Annotated in this window: 16 protein-coding genes; 5 read left to right on the forward strand and 11 right to left on the reverse strand. The window is 42.3% G+C overall.

The genetic code is table 11. From position 1 onward, the window contains the following. Positions 1–15: 15 nt before the first annotated feature. Together AAGR14_RS10285 and AAGR14_RS10290 are read right to left on the reverse strand one after the other, a co-directional pair. Positions 16–1293, reverse strand: coding sequence for a TolC family protein (locus AAGR14_RS10285; protein ID WP_342648505.1), 1278 nt, complete (start codon positions 1291–1293; stop codon positions 16–18). Positions 1294–1397: 104 nt separating this feature from the next. Continuing rightward, the gene (locus tag AAGR14_RS10290) at positions 1398–2111 is read right to left on the reverse strand and encodes a response regulator transcription factor (protein WP_342648506.1); all 714 of its coding nucleotides are present in this window, start codon (positions 2109–2111) and stop codon (positions 1398–1400) included. A gap of 373 nt (positions 2112–2484) precedes the next feature. Here AAGR14_RS10290 and AAGR14_RS10295 point away from each other — a divergent pair, with 373 nt between their 5' ends. Then, positions 2485–3738: a sodium:proton antiporter gene (locus AAGR14_RS10295; RefSeq protein ID WP_342648507.1), complete on the forward strand. Its 1254-nt coding sequence runs from the start codon at positions 2485–2487 to the stop codon at positions 3736–3738. Positions 3739–3865: 127 nt separating this feature from the next. Here the strand turns inward: AAGR14_RS10295 and AAGR14_RS10300 are convergent, their stop codons facing one another. Continuing rightward, positions 3866–4729: a hypothetical protein gene (locus AAGR14_RS10300; RefSeq protein ID WP_342648508.1), complete on the reverse strand. Its 864-nt coding sequence runs from the start codon at positions 4727–4729 to the stop codon at positions 3866–3868. A 194-nt stretch (positions 4730–4923) separates the two neighbouring features. Then, positions 4924–7332, reverse strand: a complete 2409-nt coding sequence (locus AAGR14_RS10305) for an ABC transporter permease (RefSeq protein WP_342648509.1) — start codon at positions 7330–7332, stop codon at positions 4924–4926. A gap of 209 nt (positions 7333–7541) precedes the next feature. On the opposite strand from AAGR14_RS10305, the gene AAGR14_RS10310 reads away from it, so the two are divergent. Then, complete coding sequence (locus AAGR14_RS10310) at positions 7542–8285, forward strand: DUF434 domain-containing protein (protein WP_342648510.1); 744 nt, start codon at positions 7542–7544, stop codon at positions 8283–8285. Positions 8286–8361: 76 nt separating this feature from the next. After that, a complete protein-coding gene (locus AAGR14_RS10315; RefSeq protein WP_342648511.1) occupies positions 8362–9264 on the forward strand; it encodes an alpha/beta hydrolase in 903 nt (300 codons plus the stop codon). Positions 9265–9267: 3 nt separating this feature from the next. Here the strand turns inward: AAGR14_RS10315 and AAGR14_RS10320 are convergent, their stop codons facing one another. The 3 genes from AAGR14_RS10320 to AAGR14_RS10330 all read right to left on the reverse strand — a co-directional run bounded on the left by AAGR14_RS10320 (position 9268) and on the right by AAGR14_RS10330 (position 15156). Next, positions 9268–10713 carry an SDR family oxidoreductase gene (locus AAGR14_RS10320; RefSeq protein WP_342648512.1) on the reverse strand — a complete coding sequence of 482 codons (1446 nt, stop codon included), beginning with the start codon at positions 10711–10713 and terminating at the stop codon, positions 9268–9270. 498 nt (positions 10714–11211) lie between these two features. Further along, on the reverse strand, positions 11212–13578 hold the full coding sequence (locus tag AAGR14_RS10325; protein WP_342648513.1) for an ABC transporter permease: 2367 nt from the start codon (positions 13576–13578) through the stop codon (positions 11212–11214). A gap of 219 nt (positions 13579–13797) precedes the next feature. After that, a complete protein-coding gene (locus tag AAGR14_RS10330; protein WP_342648514.1) occupies positions 13798–15156 on the reverse strand; it encodes a rhomboid family intramembrane serine protease in 1359 nt (452 codons plus the stop codon). A gap of 633 nt (positions 15157–15789) precedes the next feature. Here AAGR14_RS10330 and AAGR14_RS10335 point away from each other — a divergent pair. Beyond that, the gene (locus AAGR14_RS10335; RefSeq protein ID WP_342648515.1) at positions 15790–16737 is read left to right on the forward strand and encodes an NADP-dependent oxidoreductase; all 948 of its coding nucleotides are present in this window, start codon (positions 15790–15792) and stop codon (positions 16735–16737) included. A gap of 106 nt (positions 16738–16843) precedes the next feature. On the opposite strand, the gene AAGR14_RS10340 is transcribed toward AAGR14_RS10335, so the two are convergent. The 3 genes from AAGR14_RS10340 to AAGR14_RS10350 all read right to left on the reverse strand — a co-directional run bounded on the left by AAGR14_RS10340 (position 16844) and on the right by AAGR14_RS10350 (position 19097). Further along, positions 16844–18088 (reverse strand): hypothetical protein, encoded by a 1245-nt coding sequence (locus AAGR14_RS10340; RefSeq protein ID WP_342648516.1) that lies wholly within the window; start codon positions 18086–18088, stop codon positions 16844–16846. Positions 18089–18165: 77 nt separating this feature from the next. Beyond that, positions 18166–18432: a hypothetical protein gene (locus AAGR14_RS10345; protein ID WP_342648517.1), complete on the reverse strand. Its 267-nt coding sequence runs from the start codon at positions 18430–18432 to the stop codon at positions 18166–18168. Between the two features lie 338 nt (positions 18433–18770). Then, positions 18771–19097 (reverse strand): hypothetical protein, encoded by a 327-nt coding sequence (locus AAGR14_RS10350; RefSeq protein ID WP_342648518.1) that lies wholly within the window; start codon positions 19095–19097, stop codon positions 18771–18773. A 188-nt stretch (positions 19098–19285) separates the two neighbouring features. On the opposite strand from AAGR14_RS10350, the gene AAGR14_RS10355 reads away from it, so the two are divergent. Further along, positions 19286–19645: a DUF2809 domain-containing protein gene (locus AAGR14_RS10355; RefSeq protein ID WP_342648519.1), complete on the forward strand. Its 360-nt coding sequence runs from the start codon at positions 19286–19288 to the stop codon at positions 19643–19645. A gap of 42 nt (positions 19646–19687) precedes the next feature. Here the strand turns inward: AAGR14_RS10355 and AAGR14_RS10360 are convergent, their stop codons facing one another. Next, positions 19688–21094 carry a TlpA disulfide reductase family protein gene (locus AAGR14_RS10360; RefSeq protein WP_342648520.1) on the reverse strand — a complete coding sequence of 469 codons (1407 nt, stop codon included), beginning with the start codon at positions 21092–21094 and terminating at the stop codon, positions 19688–19690. Positions 21095–21112 lie beyond the last annotated feature (18 nt).

A 21112-nucleotide genomic window follows, 5' to 3' on the forward strand; every position in this document is an offset into this window, starting at 1 on the left:
TCAATTAATTAGTAATTACTGGTTAAAGAAGTGGGTGCCGGTTACAAAGTTAATCTGCTCAAGCGAGTTCAGATAATTGTATTCCAAAGTGTTACTTTGAACTATATTGTCTTTGTACGACTCATAGAAGTCAAGGAACTCCAGCAGGCTGATGTTGCGGAGCTGATAATTTTTAAAGACCTCGCCAATAAGGTGAGTGAAGTTTTGCCTGAACGCCGGGTCAATGTTGCTTCTAAGTTGTTGCTGGCGCAGGGCTATTTTGTAATTGGTAATCACGTCGTTTTCAACCACAGCTTCTACCGATTGCAGTTGCAGCTTGCTTTGTTCAATGCTCAGTCGTGCGGCTTTGATGTTACCCTGGTTACGATTAAAAAAAGGCAGATCCATGCTAAAGCCTGCGCCTAAAAAGTTGTTACCATAAGCACCCAGGCGGTCGTAGTTTACATTTAAGCTCACATCGGGCACCGCATTGGCACGCTGCAACGACAAATTGGTAGTTTGATAATTGACCTGGTTACGTGCAGCTTTTAAGTCGTAACGGTTTACTAAAGCCGAATCCAGCAACAGCTGGTAAGGTATGTTGGTAGGGGCAGGGGTGTTAATGGGCTGCCCGGTGTATTGAGGTAACACATAGGCGGCAGCGGGCACGCGCACTAAAAGCTTAAACTCGCGCTGCAGGGTGTCGATACCGGTTTGCAGGTTGTTATATTCGTTTTGCAAACTGTACAATTCGCTTTGTATACGCAGTAGTTCTTTTTCGGCAATGTTGCCTTTGGCATATTGCTGGCGGAAAGCGCCTAAGGTGCTATTAAGCGATTGAATAGCCTGGGTATATACTTTAGAAGACTGCTGCTGATAATAGATGTCAAAAAAGTCGCTGCGCAAGCTGTAGCGCAAAGTGCGTAAAAGATCAAAAAACTGATACTGGCTTTGCTGTACGCTTAATTTTGCGAGTTGTATATTTTTGTTTCTTTTACCAGCTGTTGTTATTAACTGGCTAACGCCCACGGCTTGCTCACTTACAGCATTGTTTACGCCGGTTGCATACAAACCATTAGAAAATTGAAAATTAGGATTATTGAACAGCCGTGCCGTTATTACCTGGGCCTGGGCAATGTCAATATTGTACCGCTGGGCAAGTACCTGCAAGTTGCCTGCAACAAATTGTTGTTCGGCCTGTGGCAAGGTTAGCTTTAGAGTGTCGGCCTGGAAGCTGGTTTGCGCACTGGCCGGTTTAAAAAATGCTGCCAGCAATACGATAAATGCTGCCAGCCAGAGTTGTTTAAAGCTCATTTTGTTTGAATAATAAGAACAATAGCCAGCCAGGCTGCGCTTGAGTGGCGCAGTTACAGGCATTAGCATTAAAAATTTAGCGGGTAGAGAGGTGTATGTAAGCCTTACTTATGAGCTGAGTTGAGCTTGTACCGGGTTTCTTTTTTAAATATGTATCCCATTCCCGTGACGGTATGTATCAAATGCTTGGAATGGCCTTTATCAATCTTGGTGCGCAGGTAATTGATATATACATCAACCACGTTGCTCTTGGGTTTTACAGAGGTGCCCCATACCGTTTCGGCAATAAAAGCGCGCGATAAAACACGGTCCTGATTTTTCATTAGCAATTCGAGCAATAAAAATTCACGCGTTGATAAATGTATGTATCTGCCATGGCGCGTTACCACTTTGCGGTCGGTATCTAATTCCAGGTCATCCAGGCGATATACCCTTTGTTCGGGTATTTCTTGTTCTTTATGCTCGCGGTGCATCATCATGTTTACACGATCGAGCAATTCAGTAAATTTTACCGGTTTGGTCAAAAACTCGTCAGCACCGCATTTTAAGGCATCTTCTTTGCCATAGTCGCCGCCAGGAGACGACAACATCACTATAGGCAAATGCTGGTCAAGCTCCCGTATTTTTTTACAAGCTTCTAATATACCGGTAGAAAGCACGTTTATGTCCAGTATAATCAGGTCGTAATGGTCGCCGCGTACCATGCGGTATCCCTTACTGCCATCGTTGGCTACAGCTACCGAATGCAGTTGTTCCCGCAGATCCCGGCTAATGGCAGCAGCTACTTTTGGCTCATCATCAATCAGTAAGATTTTCATAGTGCGGGCAAAACTATATTGCCTACAGTCATCCTAAAAATGTATTAAAGGTTTCTAACGGTCTTTTAATGGCTTTCTAATGTGTATTAAAGCGCCATTAAATTTATACTCGTTTGGGGAATAAAAATACTATTAATTTTAACCTAGACTGAAGCAAAGGGGAAGAGCCATTGGTTAAACTACAGATTATAAAACATGAAATTTATGATTACAACATTAATGGTTAAATAATACTGGTTAACAAACTATAAAATAGTTGCACTGATATCACGTTGCGTTGCCTGTGTGTTTAAACAAAATAGCACTATTGTTACTTGTATAAATATCATAAGTATTTAAGCTATCCAGTACCGGCAACGCAGCCGATTTTTGTATGAGTACCATCCTGATCATTACCATATTATTTTTAATCAGCACTATTTTTAGTTTCATCAATGCACGGTTTATTAAGTTACCGGGTGTGATAGGCGTGATGGTGCTGGCTATTGCTGCAGCGCTTATTACCGTTGCGGCAGGCTCTTTTTTGCCCGGATTTAGCCGGCTTATTTTTGAACTTACCCATTCTATAGATTTTTCCAAGACATTGCTCGACGTCATGTTGGGCTTTTTGTTATTTGCCAGTGCCCTTCACTTTGACGTAAATAAACTGCGGGAAAACTTGAAAGGCGTGCTGATGATTAGTACGGTAGGCGTAGTGCTGTCTACCTTAATATTTGCGGGATTGCTGTTTGAGCTTTTACTATTATTTAAGATAGACGTACCTTTTATTTATTGCCTGGTTTTTGGCGCTTTAATTTCGCCTACCGATGCCGTGGCTGTGGCGGCTTTAATGACCAAATCGCGTATGCCCGACAGGCTTAAAACAATCATTTCGGGCGAGTCTTTGTTTAACGACGGCATTGGCATTGTATTATTTGTCAGTTTTTCTGAAGTGGCCACCATTCCCGAAAAAAACTTTTCGTTACCCGAGGTAGCCCGGCTTTTTGCACAAGAGGTATTTGGCGGCTTGTTTTTAGGGGCCTTGCTGGGATTAATTGTTTACCGCATGATGCGGTCGATCAACGATTTTCAAACGAAGGTTATGCTCACTATTACGCTGGTACTTGGCATTGCTGCTATTGCCGGTTTAACCCATATTTCGGCACCGTTGGCCGTTGTAGCGGCAGGCTTAATAATTGGCAGCCATTCTTTTAAAAGAAACGAGACTATTGCCGGGGGCGAGGACTTGGAGAGGGTATGGTCATTGGCTGATGAACTTTTAAATACTATTTTGTTTGTGCTGATTGGCTTGCAATTGGTATCTATTGCAGTGCGTACAGATTACCTGTTGATAGGCATAGCCGCTATCGTGATCTTGTTAGCAGCACGAATGCTGAGTATTATTTTGCCTATCGTTTTTTTACGCAGAACGCTATCGCTTAAATACAGCAGCGTGGCCATTTTAACATGGGGTGGTTTGCGCGGCGGTATTTCAGTAGCCCTGGCGTTATCACTGCCCGACTCATCCTACAAATCGCTGATCTTAACCGCTGGGTTCGTTATTGTGGTGTTTTCTATTGTAGTACAAGGCCTTACCTTAAATAGTTTTATAAATATCTTGTTGGTCGAAAGTAAAACAGATCAGTAGTTTGTGTTCCTTAACCGAATAGGCCGTACCTATCAAATATAGTTTCGGAAACTACGCTTCTTAAAAATAAAAAGGGCACGATGTAATTACTCATCGCGCCCTAAAGGGAAAATCAATAGTATTTAATTTATTGTACCGGAGCAACACCTGTAGAGGAGTTGGCAATTGGCCAAACACCAGGCTGAGGCACACTTACTCCTTTAGTGCTACCCCTAACCATTTGATCATTACCGAAGTAATACATAGGCCAGCCTTTGTAAGTAAGTTGTTTTTTACCAAAAACGTCAATTACACCGAACTGGGTTTTATCTAAAATTGAGGGGATGCTTTGCACAGTTGCCATTTCATAAACCGGCCATACGGCATTGTTGCTGAAATCCGACTTAGTGAAGGTATTTTTATTAAACTTATCCGGCGAAAATGCATACAATGTACGGCCGTTAGCATCAGTAATAAATTGGGTAATGCCTTGCCCTGCCTGCATCTGGCTGTTATACTGCGTGCCGTTTTGCCCAACCAGTTGAGTGTTGGCCAGCATAACTGTGTAATCGGCTTTAGCAACAAACCAGGTGTTGTTTACTTTGTCGCCGTTTACATCGCCGGATTTAGCATCGTTTTGGTAATAGTATAAAGGCCAGCCTTTGTAGGTGGTTTGCTTGCTGCCATCGGCCCGGGTGGTTACGCCAAAATCTGTGGCGGTTAAACCTGTGCCAATAGAGGGGTTTTCTTTGTAAAATGCCTGCCATACTACGGCGCAACCGTCCGTACAGCCAGAGGTGCCGTTGGCATCAATGGCAAAAAAATACAGTGACCGGCCATTATTGTCGGTAATAATGTTGCCGAAGTTAGTGCTGCTGCTGAGCTTCACACCAGTAACTGGTGCTGGCGTGTTAGTGTCGGTTGCCGAGTTGTCTTTTTTACATGAGGAAAAGCAGGCGATCAGGACGACAGCGAACACCATCATCCGGCAGGTTTGTTTTAGTAGGTTCATAGCAAAAGAGTTTTGTAAGACTTAGTTTGTTTATATAGTCATTACGCCACCTTTTTAATAACAGTTGCCTGTCCCTAAAAATAAGTAGTTATATCATTGTTTAGCAGCAAAAAAACAGCACACATTCGATGATTCAAACGTACGGTGTTGAAAGTTTCAATTTTATTTTTAACAAAAAGACATCTGCAGTACCATCATTCAGAACGTAAACTACGTACCGGGTTAACCATTGCCGCCTTGCCTGCCCTGATGCTTACAATAAATAGCGCAATCACGATCATTACCATGCCGCCCAACAAAAATATCCACCAGCTTAACGCCGTATGATAGGCGAAGTTTTGCAGCCACTGGTGGGTTTGCCACCAGGCAATTGGCAACGCAATTATAAAGGCTATAACCAACAGTTTGGCAAACTCGGCAGCCAGCAAGGTAATTATTTGTGTGACCGAGGCACCCAGCACCTTGCGTACACCAATTTCTTTAACCCGTTTATTAGTCATGAAAATAACCAGACCCAGCATACCCAGGCAGCTTATTAAAATAGCCACCCCTGCCGACCAACTGAGCAGTACTGAAAGTTGGCGGTCTTGCTTGTAAAAGTTTTCTACCGTTTTATCTAAAAAGCTGTAATCAAAATCGGTATCCGGGTATATTTTTTTCCAGGCAGCTTCCATTTTTTTGATGGCCTTATTCCAGGTTTCGGGGTTTTGCTGCAGCGCCACATGCATAATGTAGCCAAATTTAGGCGCCGAGAAATAGATCAGCGGTGATACTGCCGTGTGCAGCGAAGCCTGATGAAAATCATGCATAACGCCAACCACTGGGATTTGACCGTTATTGAAATGCAATGTATGACCAACTGCATCAGCCGGTCGGGTAAATCCGATTTGCTTAGCCAGCGTTTCATTAATCAGTAATTCGTTAGCAGTATCTGATGCTGTTATGTTGCGCCCCGCCACCAGTCCAATTTTATAAACATTCAGGTAAGAGGTGTCGCCGTTGCGGGAGGCCACCTGCAGCTGAATGTCTTTGCCTTTTTCCTGATAAGTAAGCTCGTTAGTCATGCTGCCACTAAAAGCCGGAGACTGGTTGCCCAGGCTAACAGCCTGAATTTCGGGGATACTTGCCAGTTGTTGCCTAAGCAGGAATTTTTTGTTGTTTGGAGCACTTAAATCAAAAGGTACATAAAAGTTAATAACAGCATCTTTACGGAAACCCATATTTTGTGCCTGCGCAAAACGAAGCTGCTTATTAACCACCAGCACGCCGATGACAAACACCTGTGCAATAATAAACTGTGATATAATAAGGCTTTTACGAAGCCAGACACTGCCAGATGTTGCCGTATTCTTACTTTTTAACACGGCGACAGGCCTGAAGGCGGACAATACAAATGCCGGATAAAGACCAGCCAGTAAACTTACGGCAATGACCAATAATAATAGAAACAGCCATACTGCAGGGTTGGTCAGCAAGTAATTTGCTTTCATTTCTTGCGGTATAAAACCGCTGAAAACTTTAAGCAATACGGGAATCAAAGCTGTTGATAATAGGGCAGTTACTGAGGTTAGCAGGAATACCTCGAGCAAAAACTGTGTGACCAACTGACTTTTGCCGCTACCCAGTGTTTTGCGGATGCCGATTTCTTTAGCTCTTTCGGAAGCATGCGCGGTAGACAAGTTAATAAAGTTGATAGCACCTAACGCTAATAAAAATGCCGCAAGTAAAATTAAATTAGGAATAATATGCGGATTTACCGAGCCGTCATAATCGGGATTGAAGTGAACGTCTGACAAAGGTTGCAGCCGGTGAATGGTTTTAGAATATTTGTTATAAGAACGCACAACCTTATACATTTGCCGGTTAACAGCGCTGGCTGATACATGTGGCTTTAATTTAACCAAAACCTGGTTAGCCGAATTGATATTTTGCCATTGGTCAATGTGGTAGTTGTTTTTGATGCTCGTTTGAAAAACAGTAACAGCCGATATGATACATTGGCGCTTAAAATCGCTGTTACCTTCCAGGTCGGCAACTATGCCGCTAACCGTTGTCCGGACTGTATCACTGAGGATGATTGTTTTACCTACAATTTTATTGATGGGCAACCCGGGAAAATAGACTTCTGCCCGGCTTTTTGTGATCACCATTTGGTAAGGTAAATTCAAAGCTTGCCTTGCGCTGCCGGCCAGCCATCGGTGGGGGATAATATTAAAGTATCCACTGTCGGCAAACACAATATCATTTTGGCTCTTGAAAACCTTGTCCGGCCTGGTGCTTCCTTCAGGAATAATTACTTTAGTATTCCAATCAAAATATTCAAACAATGGGGTAACGGTTTCAATACCTGTTATTTGATTTTTAATTACATTGGCCAGGGGCACAGGTCCTCCGGCACCTTTCCAGCGGTCTCCATCACTTACAATTCTGTGTATCCGGTCACCATCCGGCTCAAAGCGGTCGAAACTACGCTGGTGGTGAACCATCATAAAAATAACAAGTGCGGCGCTGATGCCGATGGACAGGCCAACCATGTTAATCAGCGTAGTAACTTTGTTGCGCGAGAAATACCGTAAGGCGGTTAGAATGTAATTTTTTATCATTGTTGCAGCGGGTCAGGTGTACGTTTACGAGGTCAACCACAATGCCATATTATAAGTAGTTATAAATGAATGAATTGCAAAATGTATTCATTTATAACTGTTCGGAACCGGACACTACCCGTACGAAATTAAGTTGATTTGAATTAAAAAACGTCCGCGCAATTTGGGCTTAAAAATATAAATAAGAGAGTCAAAGATTATCTTGCATAATGACTGAAGTACAACCCGAAACCCGCAGAAACCGAGGTAAAGACCCCGAGGACGATGTGCTTTTTGGCCCGGTAAGCGAGCAGCAGAAACTCTTAACGGCATTAGACGATATGCATTACCTGCTCAGCAAAGATTACCCGCCGAGGGCCACGCTGGCATTAGTAGGTAACCGTTACCGGTTGCGGCAAAGGCAAATTCTGGCTTTGCAGGGTATGGCTTGTTCGGCTCAGGATATCAATGGCCGCCGCGAAAAAGAAGTATCTGCCAATTTTATTAAAGGCAACACCATTTTTCTTGATGGTTTTAATGTGCTGATTGTGATGGAAACTTTGCTTTCGGGCGGCTTTGTTTTCAGGGGGCTGGATGGATGTTACCGTGATATCTCGTCGGTGCATGGGTCTTATAAACGGGTACGCCAAACACTCAACGTTTTGGTGATCATTGGCCAGGCGCTGCAGCAACTTGGCGCCGAAAAAGTTGTATGGATATTTGATGCACCTATATCCAACAGTGGTCGCCTAAAAACATTATGTTATGAAATAGCCGCCCATCACCAATTTGCATGGGATGTTTACTTGGACAATTCTCCTGATAAATATTTAGTTTCCGAACCCCGGCTGATAGCCAGCTCAGATGCCTGGGTGCTTAACCATTGCCACCAGTGGTTTAATTTACTGTGGTATATGGTTGGTGAAGTTTTGAATAAAGGAGAAGGGCTAAATATTATACCGGCTGAAATTTGAAATGACATATTCTAAAATGCTGTAGAATAGAATCTTAGAATGTATTATTTTAGATGACTTGTGATATAAGCCATCAATGATGCATAAAATCCTAACCACCTTATTAATTGCGCTTGCCATTTCGAATGCCTTTGGCCAGCAAGGTTCACCAACGGCGCAGGATATTCGTGCCGGTATTGCCGGCGAAATAACATCATTTAAAATTCTGCCCCAAAAGGTGGTCAGGGTAAAAAACCAGACCTTATGGACAGGGACCGACTCGGTGCGTATCCGGATGTATTATGGCAGCGCCAAACAAAACCTGCCTATTATTTATAACATTCACGGAGGCGCGCTGGTAGCCGGCGATTTGGAAACGCACGATAATATTTCGCGGGTGCTGGCTAACCGCACACAAAGTCTGGTTATTGCAGTCGACTATGCTAAACCACCTGAACATCCTTTTCCGGCAGGTATTAATGATTGCTTTTATGTATGGCATTGGATAAGGCTGCACGCTGCCAATATTGGTGGCAATAGGTTGAACGTTTTTGTTTTGGGCGATAGCGGTGGCGGACTATTTACCGCAGCCTTGCAAGTAAAATTAGCCCGGCAAAACAATAGAGCTTTACAGCCAAAGGCTTTAATACTCATCAACCCGGCAACAGACTTGCGTAATCCCGGGCATGGTATGTACGGATTGGTGACGCAATGGTACCTTAACGGCTCCGACTCCAGTAATCCGTTAGTTTCGCCGATATTAGCTAAAAACCTTTCCTCGTTCCCACCCACGTTAGTGGTAGTATGCGGCAAAGATGAACTGAAACCCCATGGAGTGAAGCTTGCCGAAAAGTTAAGAACAGCCAAAGTAAAAGTCACATTGCTTGATATTCCAAACCAGGATCATTTAGGAGGCTTGTGGGCAGCAGCGCATCCGCAAGCTAAACCTGCCATTGATGCTGCTGTTGCCTTTATCAATAAATCTACGAAACTGCAGTAAGGATTATTGATTGCTTTTAAAGTTGATAATCCTGTTAGCCATCCCTTTAAATATAAAAATATGAAATGGATACATGGCGGCCCAATACAAACGGCCAAGCAAACCATTGGGCCTGAAAGTGGCTATCTGGCTTAAAAACTTTTGCTTGCCGCGCTCCACAATTTTAAACTCCAGCCAGGCTTCGCCAGGTAATTTCATTTCGGCATAAAGCAGCAAACGCTTGTTTACCTTGTCGGCTAATAGTACTCGCCAAAAGTCGATGGCATCACCTGCCGAGATACGGTCGGAGCTGGTACGTCCGCGACGTAAGCCTACGCCGCCGAATAGTTTGTCTATAAAACCACGCAGGCGCCAAATCCAGTCCCAGTAATACCAGCCGCGCTTGCCACCAATAGACCATATGTTATTAAACACCCGTTCGGCATCGGCACTGATAGGCATTTTTACCTTATATTCGCTGGTGCCGTTTTGGGGTACCTTAACTTGGTCCATAAATTTGGACTGCAGGTAGCCGTAATTTAGCGCATCTTTCCAGCTGGAAATAATTAAGTTTTGGTCAATCTTTTCAAATGCCAGCTTTAATGATTCTTCGTAGCTCAGGCATTCATGCGGAATAATTTCCTGTATCCTATGCTCGCGGCAAATGGTTTCATTCTTCATACTGTCGACTAAGCTCTGCGCGAGCGAGTAATTGGTAGATGTGACGAAGTACAACCAGTACGAAGATATTTTGGGCGACAAAAACGGAATTGTGATGATGTACCGTTTCAACTTGCGCACTTTGGCGTAACCGAGCATCATTTGCTTAAACGAAAGAATATCCGGCCCGCCTATGTCAAATGCCTGGTTATAAGTTTCTTGGTTGAGCAAAACAGCTTCGAGATAAAAAAGCACATCTCTAATACCAATGGGCTGGCTGCGGGTATGCACCCAACGTGGCACTGTCATTACAGGCAGTTTCTCGGTCAAATCACGGATAATCTCGAAAGAGGCACTGCCCGAACCAATAATGATTGCCGCTCTTAATACGGTAAGCGCTGCTTTGCCTTCTTGCAACACATCTTCCACCCGCCGGCGCGAAGTAAGGTGTTCTGACAAATGGCCGTCGTTGCTAATGCCGCTCAGGTATATAATTTGCTTACACTCCGTGCTTTGCAGCGCCTTTACAAAATTACGTGCTGAGGTTTCTTCCAGGTTAGCAAAGTCTTTCGATTGCGCCATGGAATGCACCAGGTAATAAGCCGCATCAATATCTATAGGTATTGTCTGCATCTGTTCGGGTTGTAGTAAGTCGCCTGTCACAACTGTTACTCGCTCGCTAAAATCGCTGTTTTCATGAAAACGGCGTTTGTCGCGCACCAAACAAACTACGGTGTGCCCTTTTTCGAGCAGTTCCGGTATTAATCTCGTTCCTATATATCCGTTGGCTCCGGCTAATAATACTTTCATAGTGCTATTACAACAGCTGGGCCTTAAAAGGTGTTGATATTTAAGTAGATAAATAAAAAAGACTTTAGAGATCATTGGAGTAAAACACTGTCTTTGAAATAGCTTTGGTCATCAAGCTTACACTCAGCCGGTTGGTTGTTCAAAATCCTTTTTTAATTTTCATCTACTTGACAGGCTACCATTAGGGCCAATCTTGGTACATTCTAAGCCGTGCATAGACGTAAATTTAAAACAACGTACGCTTAAATTGTTGTAGGCATTATTTAATTGCAATTATGCTGTTTAAAACAAAAAAGATAACTGCATGACATCACGATATAGGCTGCCAACCATAACATTATAACAAAAGCTGCTCAAAATGGAGCAGCTTCACTAAGTAGAACTATTGCATGCCTATGAGCCGGGTAGCAGGTGATGTTTAGTATCTAAAAGTCTGCACCCGGTACACGCCGGGTGCTTGGTAAAACAAATTTCACAACATAGGATTTTTTGCCTGCACTATTCGCTACGTAAACTCTTCACCGGGTTTGCCAAAGATGCCTTAAGCGCCTGATAACTTACTGTTGCAATGGCAATGATGACGGTGGCCATGCCAGCCATTAGCAGCATCCACCAGCTAATTGTAATGCGGTACTCAAATTTTTGGAGCCATTGGGTTAAACTGTAAACGGATATAGGTATTGTCAAAACAATGGCTACCAATACCAGTTTCAAGAAGTCTTTAGATAGCAACATGGTTAAGCCTATTACGCTTGCCCCCAATACCTTGCGTACACCTATTTCTTTAATGCGTTGCTCGGCCGCATAAGCCGCTAAGCCAAAAAGGCCCAGGCAGGAAATAAATATGGCAAGACCGCCAAATAAGTTAGCGAGTGTGCCCAGCAATTTCTCGTTTTGAAACTTCGCTTCAAAATCGCTGTCGGCAAAATTGATGTGTGGCGGAAAAGCAGGATTAATACGTTTCAGCGTTTTATTAATAATTTCGATGTTGCTAGTAATACTTTTGGCGGGGTTAAGGCGCAGGTCAATAACATCGCCCGGACTGATGTACATCGAAATCATTGGAGATATTTTTGAATAAGGCGACCCCCATACAAAATCTTTATAAACGCCGATAACCGTAGCTGGCTGATCTCCCCATTTTATAGTTGCACCTACAACGTTTTTAAGGTGCATTACTTTGGCAGCCGTTTCGTTAATCATCACCGTTTTGCGGGCAGTATCGGCAGCATTAGATGACGAGAATTCGCGCCCCTCCAAAAGCTGTAATCCGGCTGTTTTGGTAAAATCGTTGCCGCCATGTAAAATATCAAATAAAATCTCCTGGTTATCGGCCTTACCAGGCCAGGTAACACCCCAGCTGTTGCTGCCCGATTGGGTAATACTTTGCGATAGCGTAGTACCGTTAGTAATGGCTCCGGCTTGCTTCAATTCATTAATCAAGGCGGCGCTTTGGGTTTGCAATGTGCCCTCCACCGGAATTTCGACGAGGTTGTTTTTGTTAAATCCTACAGGTTTTTCCTGGATGTATTTTAGCTGATAGTAGATACAAATGGTAGCAGTAATTAAAAATACAGCAAACGAAAACTGTATCACCACCAAAATCTTGCGTAACGACAAAGCTGAACCTCCACCTTTAAAAAAGCCTTTTAACACCTTAATAGGTTCAAAAGAAGATAAATAAAATGCTGGATAGCTGCCGGCTACAACACCGGTTAACACACCGATGCCTAATAATACTACCCACGCCACCAGGTTATTAAGCGGCAGGATAATTTGTACACCTAACAGTGTGTTAAAATAAGGTAGGGTAATGGCTACTAAGGCCACGGCAATTACAGTTGAAAGCATTGACAAAATAAGCGACTCCGTCATGAATTGCCCGATCAGCAGCGACCTGCCTGAACCTATGGCCTTGCGGATTCCAACTTCTTTCGCGCGTTCTTCAGACCGGGCAGTTGAAAGATTCATGAAATTGACACAGGCAATCAACAACAAACACACAGCCAGGGTTATAAACAGTTTAATCTGATTAATAAGCCCACCGATAACTTTACCGTCTTCAAACTGGCCGTACAAGTGCATTTCTTTAAAAGGGTACAGAAATAGTTTGTTTGTATTGCCGGGATTCTGCCGGGCAATCAGGCTTCCTAAAATACGATTGGCTTTACTGAGTGCTGATGGGTTTTTAAGTTTAACTAAAGTGCGGTTAAAATTGCTTCCCCAACCCGATGTTTTTGCCCAAGTATTAGCAGCTTCAAATTGAACCCAGGGCATAATACAATCAAAGTGATAAGTGGAGTTGGCAGGCGGATTGGCAATAACGCCGGTTACCGTTAATTGTGTTTGGTTATTACGGGTGATGATTTTGTTAATCGGGTCTTCGTTTTTAAAAAGCGCTTTGGCCAGGCTTTCGGTTATAACAATAGCATTGGGCGAATTTAAAGCTGTTTGAGAATTCCCTTTAATAAATGTGTATGAAAGGACATTGAAGAAACCGTTGTCGGCAAACATACCAGCCTTTTTCAAATGCTGATTATTGTAAGTCAGCAAACCCATGCCGCCATAGTCAACCACTCTTACGGCCTCGGCAACTTCGGGTATTTCATTTTTAATAAAGGTTGATGCCAGCCTTGGGGTAGACGAAAACGTGTATATTTTGCCGTCGCCCGACTGGTTGTTTTCAACAATGTATACTTTTTCAATCTCCTTAAACTGTTTATCAAAGGTAAGGTGATAGTTTACATATAGCATGAGTAACAGGCAACTTGCCATACCCAAAGCCAGGCCGCCAATGTTGATGAGTGAAAATCCTTTATATTTTACAATATTACGCCAGGCTATCTTTAAGTAGTTCTTAATCATACTGATGGATTGATGAAGTAAAATTTATAAAATCCATGCCATTGCTTTAAGTGTTTGCCTGTCAATTATTTATGCATATATCTTGTATAATATATGTACGAATACGTACAGTGTAAGCACTGTAGTGATACAGCGCCGGCCACCTTCTTTCAAATAAAAATGCTGCAGAACAAGAATAGGACCGCTGATATTGACGCAACTTCGCCTAAGTCAAAATATTTAACCTTGTTCGCTGTGTTTTTGCAGTGCCTCGGCCGGTTCATCGGTAATGATGGTGCTTTTAGTGTTTGCACTGTCGTCAATGAAAAAGTAAAGGATGTAACCCATAATAACTCCAGCAACAAGTCCGCCAATGTGTGCAGCATTGTCAATACCTCCGGAGATGCCTACTAAAAGGTTGATACCGATAAACAAGGCATTATTCAGCAACATAGGCTTTTTTAAACCAGCGTCAAATTTATTGGTTGTTGCCAGAGCGGTTAATACTCCGTACAAACCAAAAATAGCACCGGATGCACCTACACTTAAGGTTGCAGCGTGCCACCAAATACTGGCCAGACTTGCAGCCAGGCCACATACTAAGTAAGAAATCACGTATTGAGTTTGATTTAATATTGACTGAAGGAACGCAGATACTAACAGCAACCCGTACATGTTAAACAACAGATGCATTATTCCGCCATGCATAAACACGTTAGTAAATAACCTCCACCATTGTCCATCCAGTACAGCCGGCCTATAGTTTGCGCCCCAGTTATAAAGATCTGGCCCATTAACTGAAATAAACCCGAAACCGGCAAACACCATGGCCAGAAAAACAACGATGTTTAGCGTAACGATGACAATGGGTGCAGATGAGGTCCGGCGTAAATTAGCTAACGATAATAGGCTATAAAAGTAGCGGAGTTGATGATTTAAACTATATTTCGGCAACTTTTTGATTTGTAAGTAGTCGATTTTTGGAAACATCAGCATGAAAAAGAAAATTGCTGATCCGATAGTTATTGAGTAAAATATCCAGGCTAACTTGTTACCGTTTCGGGCTGCAAAGGGTTCATTTTTTGCCTCTAAAATTACAGGATCAATGATCTTAAGCTGGGGTACTGATTTGATAGCAGATATAAATCCTTTTCTGCGGTCATTATTACCTATTTTGTCCAGGTATACAAAACTGTCAAGATTTGCTTCGTCAAACTCTTTTTGCACCTCAGCGCCAAAGTCCTTAAATGCCTGTTCCTTCTCCTCGTCACTACTGCGATTACTGAGACCCTTGCTATACTCTGTTCCGAGCCAGGCTTTAATTTTTATAGAGCTTGACTGTGAACTATCAATATCATTTGGTGCTTTGGGTAAAATAGGGCAAACAACGTCAATGTAAAAATTTAAGTGCTCGTCGTTTTTTCCACTTACTTCTGCACGTCTGTGCACCAATACATGCTGCTTATCTATGTAATGCGTTTTAACCACATAATATTTAGTTGGATGCTGACTGTCCATCTCGCCGACATTGCCGATTTTAGTGAGTTTGCCAGCAGCGGTGCTCAAATACAGCTGGGCAATAATGGTTGGAGCAAGCATTAACAGGTAAGCAACTGAGTTGTATAAAAAAGGAAGATTATCTTTCTTGTCTCGTAGAATTAACAGCTTTATTCGTGGCCTTATCCAGAGGTAAGCCGCGATGAGAGCCAAACCGCCAGGCAACCAAAAGAAAACAAGATCTTCGTTAAGCGCCAAAACCTCATACCGGAATACCAAAAGCCAAGTAAACAGGGAGTAACTGACGATAAAACTTAGGGCAACGATTAAAACGGGAAGATAAATTAATTTTATCTTGACAAGAAGATTCTGAAACATTGTGGATGTCAATTGTAAAGCTTAGGCGATAAATGGTTGTTATTTAATGGTAAATCTAAACATTTAGCTGATAAAGAAACCCCGATAGCCAATAAGTTTCGCAAATAGTTTTCACAGCTTATCGAAAGCAGTTTCTGTAAACGGTATAACCATCATCAAGCCCCAGTCAAGTAAATTGTCTCATCAACATTGTTTGAGGCCACCTGATGTTTATTTATTTAAATTACTGAAAACTATAGTTATCAATAAATTTCGTTTCAAGCGGTAAGATAACAGTGCGTTCCGGAGGTTAGTTGTTTTTTGCTGTTCAGAACAATAAAGTGCTTTTGCAGGTTATCAAGTTCATAAAACGCTAATATGAAAAACGCAGAAGAAAACGAGTTGTATTCCGCCGTACGCTATGATAATTTTGGTGGCCGCGAAGTATTATATATTGCGCAATTGCCTAAACCAGCCCCCGGCCCCGGAGAGGTGCTGATAAAAGTAAAAGCCGCAGGCATAAATCCCGGCGAAGCTTCGATTAGGCAAGGGTATTTAGAAAAAATGTTTCCGTCAACGTTTCCATCCGGACAAGGAAGCGATGTTGCCGGTGTGGTAGAAGCTGTAGGTGAGGGTGTAACTATGGTAGAGACTGGTCGTGATGTAATTGGTTACAGTAACAACCGGAATGCTCATGCCGCTTATGTAGTACTGCCCGAAGAGCAGGTAGTGCTTAAACCCGACAACGTAAGCTTTGAACAGGCCGGTGGATTATTTGTAGCAGGCACTACCGCTTATGCGGCCGTTAACGCTGTGCGGCTAACTACGGGCGATGTTGTTGTGATTTCGGGTGCGGCCGGTGGTGTAGGCTCGGTAGCCGTTCAACTGGCGCACAACCAGGGAGCCAAAGTAATTGGTATTGCCGGCGAGGCTAACCACGACTGGCTAAAAACCCATGGCGCTGTTCCGGTAACTCATGGCGATGGTATGGAGCAACGCCTGCAGGAGGCGTTAGGCGGCGAAAAACCTGATGCTTTTATAGATTTGTTTGGTAAAGGTTATGTTGATTTGGCTATTAAGTTAGGTATACCTGCCGACCGTATTAACACAGTAATTGATTTTGGAGCCGCCGGAAAACATGGCGTAAAAACAGAAGGCAGTCATAATGCAGCACATCCGTGGGTGCTGTCAGAACTTGCCGACATGATTCATAACGGGGCGCTGGAGTTTCCGGTGGCTAAAACCTACCCGCTCACCGAAGTGCAACAGGCATTTGAAGACCTTGAGCAGCGACATACCCACGGTAAAATTGTGTTGATTCCGTAGAGTTTCTTCGATTTTTTTTTTAAGGATTATGAAGTGCAGCCGGCAAAAGCTGCACTTCATACCATATTCAATTTCTTTGCTAACTGAAGTTTCCGAAAAGTTTATCCTACTTAAATCCAAACCAAAACGGAAACACAAAAGTTACTATTATGCTCCAGGCAAAGTAAACCGGCAAATACAGGGCAATAGATTTGCTTACAATGTCTGTTTCTGTTTTGCGAAGTAGGGTGCGGGTTAACTGTACACTAACTAAAATGAGGTTGATCAGGATTAGGATGTTACCGCCCATTACAGCGGCACGGTTAGGCGTTAGTCCCCATTCAGAAATCCTGAATACGATAGCCGACAACGCCATGCTGTTTACAATAACGGTAACTATAGATAACAACAGCAATACCCATAGCTGAATTCTGCTTGTTAAATTGCTTTGATGCTCAGCTATCGAAAAAAAGATTAAGGCCATCACGCCAATCAATAACACATTGAAAATAATTAAAAAATCACGGTCATGGTAAAGGCTGTTTTTGCTTGTAGCGGTAGCCGCTAAATAAATGATCAGCACTATCAATACCAACGGCGCAAACAAACGGGCAATTACTGGCGATATCTTACCCACAAGCTGTGGGTTATTTTGTGTAAGATAAGTGCCTATCATTATAGCAGTAGGCAAACCAAACATGGGTATGTTTTTTAAATACTGATCTTTAATTTGGAAACCGGCCAGCGAGAATAAATTAATGGAAATAGCAGTGGTTATAGCACCTACAATAACGAAAAGGGTGGTAATAATAATGAGTTCTCCGTTATATTTGAGATAATCCAATCGTTTAACTTCACTGTTATTTTTTCCGCCAGCGAAAGCAAAACCTAAAACAGACCACAAAGCCAGCAACAAGTGGATGCAAGACAGGGTAAAGGTAGCGCTTTTGCGGTTGTTGGGCAGCCAATTAATAAACACCAACTCAACCAGCATAACGGTGGTAACAATACTTATTTTAGCAAGACTCAACCCGTTTTTCCAGCTAAAATAGGCTGCTAAAAGAGGGAAGATGACAAAGCCGATATTGCGGGGATAAAACTGTTCGGGGTCTAAATTAAAGAAGTCGGGTATTTTAGCAATGCATCCGGCTACAACAGCCAGAACAATAACAAAGATTAATTCGCGACGGTTGCTCCAGGTAATATCTTCAGCTGTATGGTACAAGCGTTCGTGCCAGCAATGGGCCACATCGTTGTGCGGGAGTTCTGGGTACAACGCGCCAAACTCCTGTTTAAATAAGCCTTCGTTGGAGCGGTAGAGTTTTTCCAGGTAACCCGGATTGTTGAGGTGAGTGATGATTTCTTGTTTCATGATAAAGGTGATTACTTGTAATTGATGGAAATGAACCTAATTAATTCTGTCGACTTGCTTGGCCTGTAAGTAGATGGTTATTGTGCTTTGATGTCTACCTTTTCCCAGGTTTTTCCCTCAAACAATAACATACTGAACTTTGAGTTTTCAGGGTAACCATCTGTATAGCTATGACGTTGAATAAAGCGTATTTTTTTAGTTATGAACGAGGCTATTACAAATCGATAGCTGATGTTGGTAGTCGCCCATCCGTCATTGCATTCCAAAATAAGATATTGATTGTTATGCTTATAATAGCTCACATCGTGCCATTCGGGAGTGGGGAGGGTCGACAAAAGCGTCATAAAGGCGACTATGATGATGGTAATGGGAAACAGCAGAATGGCTAAGGTTGAATACAAATTATTCTTATTCAGCACAACAATGAACGCGAGGATAAGAAACGTAAGTAAACTAATAGTGCCAAGCAATCTACTCAACCATGAGTTTATAATCGGATCTCTAATTTCAACAGAAAACCACTCCAACCACGGTATAAAAGCAAAAACAGAAAGCGCGGCTGATAATTTAATGAACAGTATCAAGGTTGGCTTCTGTTTGCAGTATTTTGATAAGGTATAGGCCATCTAAAGCTGAGGTTATTTAAATTTAAAATTCAGTATATAGCTGATAAGCTTTGCCATCAATGCCACATTGTACCTTTCAGCCCTAATACTATGCCCATCCACAAGGCAATCAGGAAGCCGGCAAGACCAATAATTAAGGTTAGTGCTTTGTTCCAGCCCAATCTTGAAATGCGATAGGCAAATGCGCCTCCGCATACCCCGGCTAATGGGGTTATTAGCAGGGGTTTTACCATCCAATATGCTCCCCACTCGGCGCGTCCGCTGCCGGCTCCGATTACAAAAAATAAAATGGTAGCCAGTGCAATGCCGCCGCCAAGCAGCATCCACTTTCCTAAAGCCGGTACAGACTGAGGTTTTTGATTAAAGCTTTTAGAGTATGTCATAATTAAATTAGTATAAAAAGTACTTTGATATACAAAGTAAAATAAAGTACTTTGAATTGCAAAGTGAAATCTGATATTTTTTTTTCGCTTTTTAGAGAATTTATTGGGCAGCAGAGGCTATGCTTGTGCAGTGTGATAGTTAACGGTTGAGCTTTGCATAATAGCAGAATTTATAATGCACATCAATAATGACCTTACAAATTGATCGCCCGTACTGTTACCTTACCGTATTGCTGCTTGCCATAGAAATATTTATTGGCCTTTTTGTTCACGATGCTTGGATCAGGCCCTACGGCGGCGACTTTTTGGTCGTCATCCTGTTGTACTGTTTGGTAAAAAGCTTCTTACGATCAAGCTACCGCCCTGTTGCAATAGGAGTGCTGCTGTTTGCTTACCTTACAGAAACAATGCAGTATCTGCATGTAGCAGCGCTGTTAGGTTTGCAGCATAATCAATTTGCTTGTATCATTATAGGCACTCAGTTTTCGTGGACGGATACGCTGATGTATACGTTAGGTATTGCCTTGGTTTGGTGGGTTGAGTTTTAAAAGTAGGAAGTTTGACCTGAGGTAAAAATTACTTTTTTAAGGTTATAGGGTATTGACGTGACTCAATAATACCTGTTTCAAATTTTTGTCGCTCGGCCGGGGGGCATCTCGGTCAATTATTTTACCGTTTTTTATAATAACGTAACGCGGAATCGATTGTATTTTCAAATCAAAAGCAAATGCTGACTTTTCAATATCAGGAAGCCAATAGCTATTGGCTGTTAAATCTATGTCTTTGCTTTTATTTTTCCAACTGTCTCCCTTTTTATCTATGGATATATAACAGAACGTTACAGCCTTGCTCTTAAGTGCCTGCCTTAATTTAAAAGAGGCCGGCATTTCCTGTAGACAGGGCATGCACCAAGACGCCCAAAAATCTACATATAACACCGTGTCTTTAATAGCCAATAGCTTTGATAACGTCACAGGCTGATTGGTAAGTGTGTAGAATGAATCTTTGGAGCCATTTACTGCCAAAGCTTGTTTAAGATTATCGAAAATAATTTGGTTCAGTACATCATTGTTGCTGTATTTGGTTAATGAGTCGGTGTATTGTTTGTATATATTGGTGGTTACATCCACTTGTAGCTGCATAATCTGGTAGAGTAAAACATTTTTTACCTCGCCTGCCGGCAACTGTTTGGCTAAAGTGAATGTTTTAGATAAAGAAGCGTCGTGGTACTTCTCAGTAGCCTGCAGTCTGTTCGTAAAAATGCAAACTCCCTGTACCGGATAAAGTGCTATGTATTTGGCATCAATATCTCTTAAGTCAATTTTTAGTAAACTATCAGCATACCAAACTGGTAATGGCTTATGTTTAAATCGTTTTAAATACATTGGCTTAAGCCGATTGTGCAAATACTCATATTTAACGTAAGCTTTTAAAGCGTTATACCCCTCGGGCGAAAGGCTACCAATGCCATTAAATTGAGCGAGTACCTCCAGCCTTTTTTTATAAAGATGTGTCAATGCATTGTCTATATCTAAATTATAGCCGTCTGAGCTTCTGATCAGTTTGGCTACACCATTGGGGGCACTTAAATCAAAGCGCTCGGTGAGCTTCTGCAATTCGTTTAGCGCATTGCTCTCCGAAGCCTTTTGCCGATCAGTGCTCTCAAAATGCCATTGCGTTTCTTGAGGATTGCTCAAAATACAAGTGTAGGTAAAGCCTGGCATCATCAAATAAGGTGTTTGTCCCTTATTGGTATTAAAAAGATTGAATGGTTTGGTTAGCAATACCTCTACCTCAACTGTAGTGTCCTTAACTGCATGCTCAATAAAAAGCTCTTTAGTTTTTATTAGGTTGCGCGGATAAGTAAGGTACAAGCTGCAGCCTTTGGTTACCCGAAAAATTATTTTTGTTGAAGAACTTGGTTTTGCAATTGATGCTGTGCGTAGGCCAAAAATGATGCCGATAAAAAAAATAATATGAATAGTATGAGGTTTCATTTTAATAAGGATTAAATA

It is taken from the genome of Mucilaginibacter sp. CSA2-8R (assembly GCF_038806765.1).
GTDB lineage: Bacteria > Bacteroidota > Bacteroidia > Sphingobacteriales > Sphingobacteriaceae > Mucilaginibacter.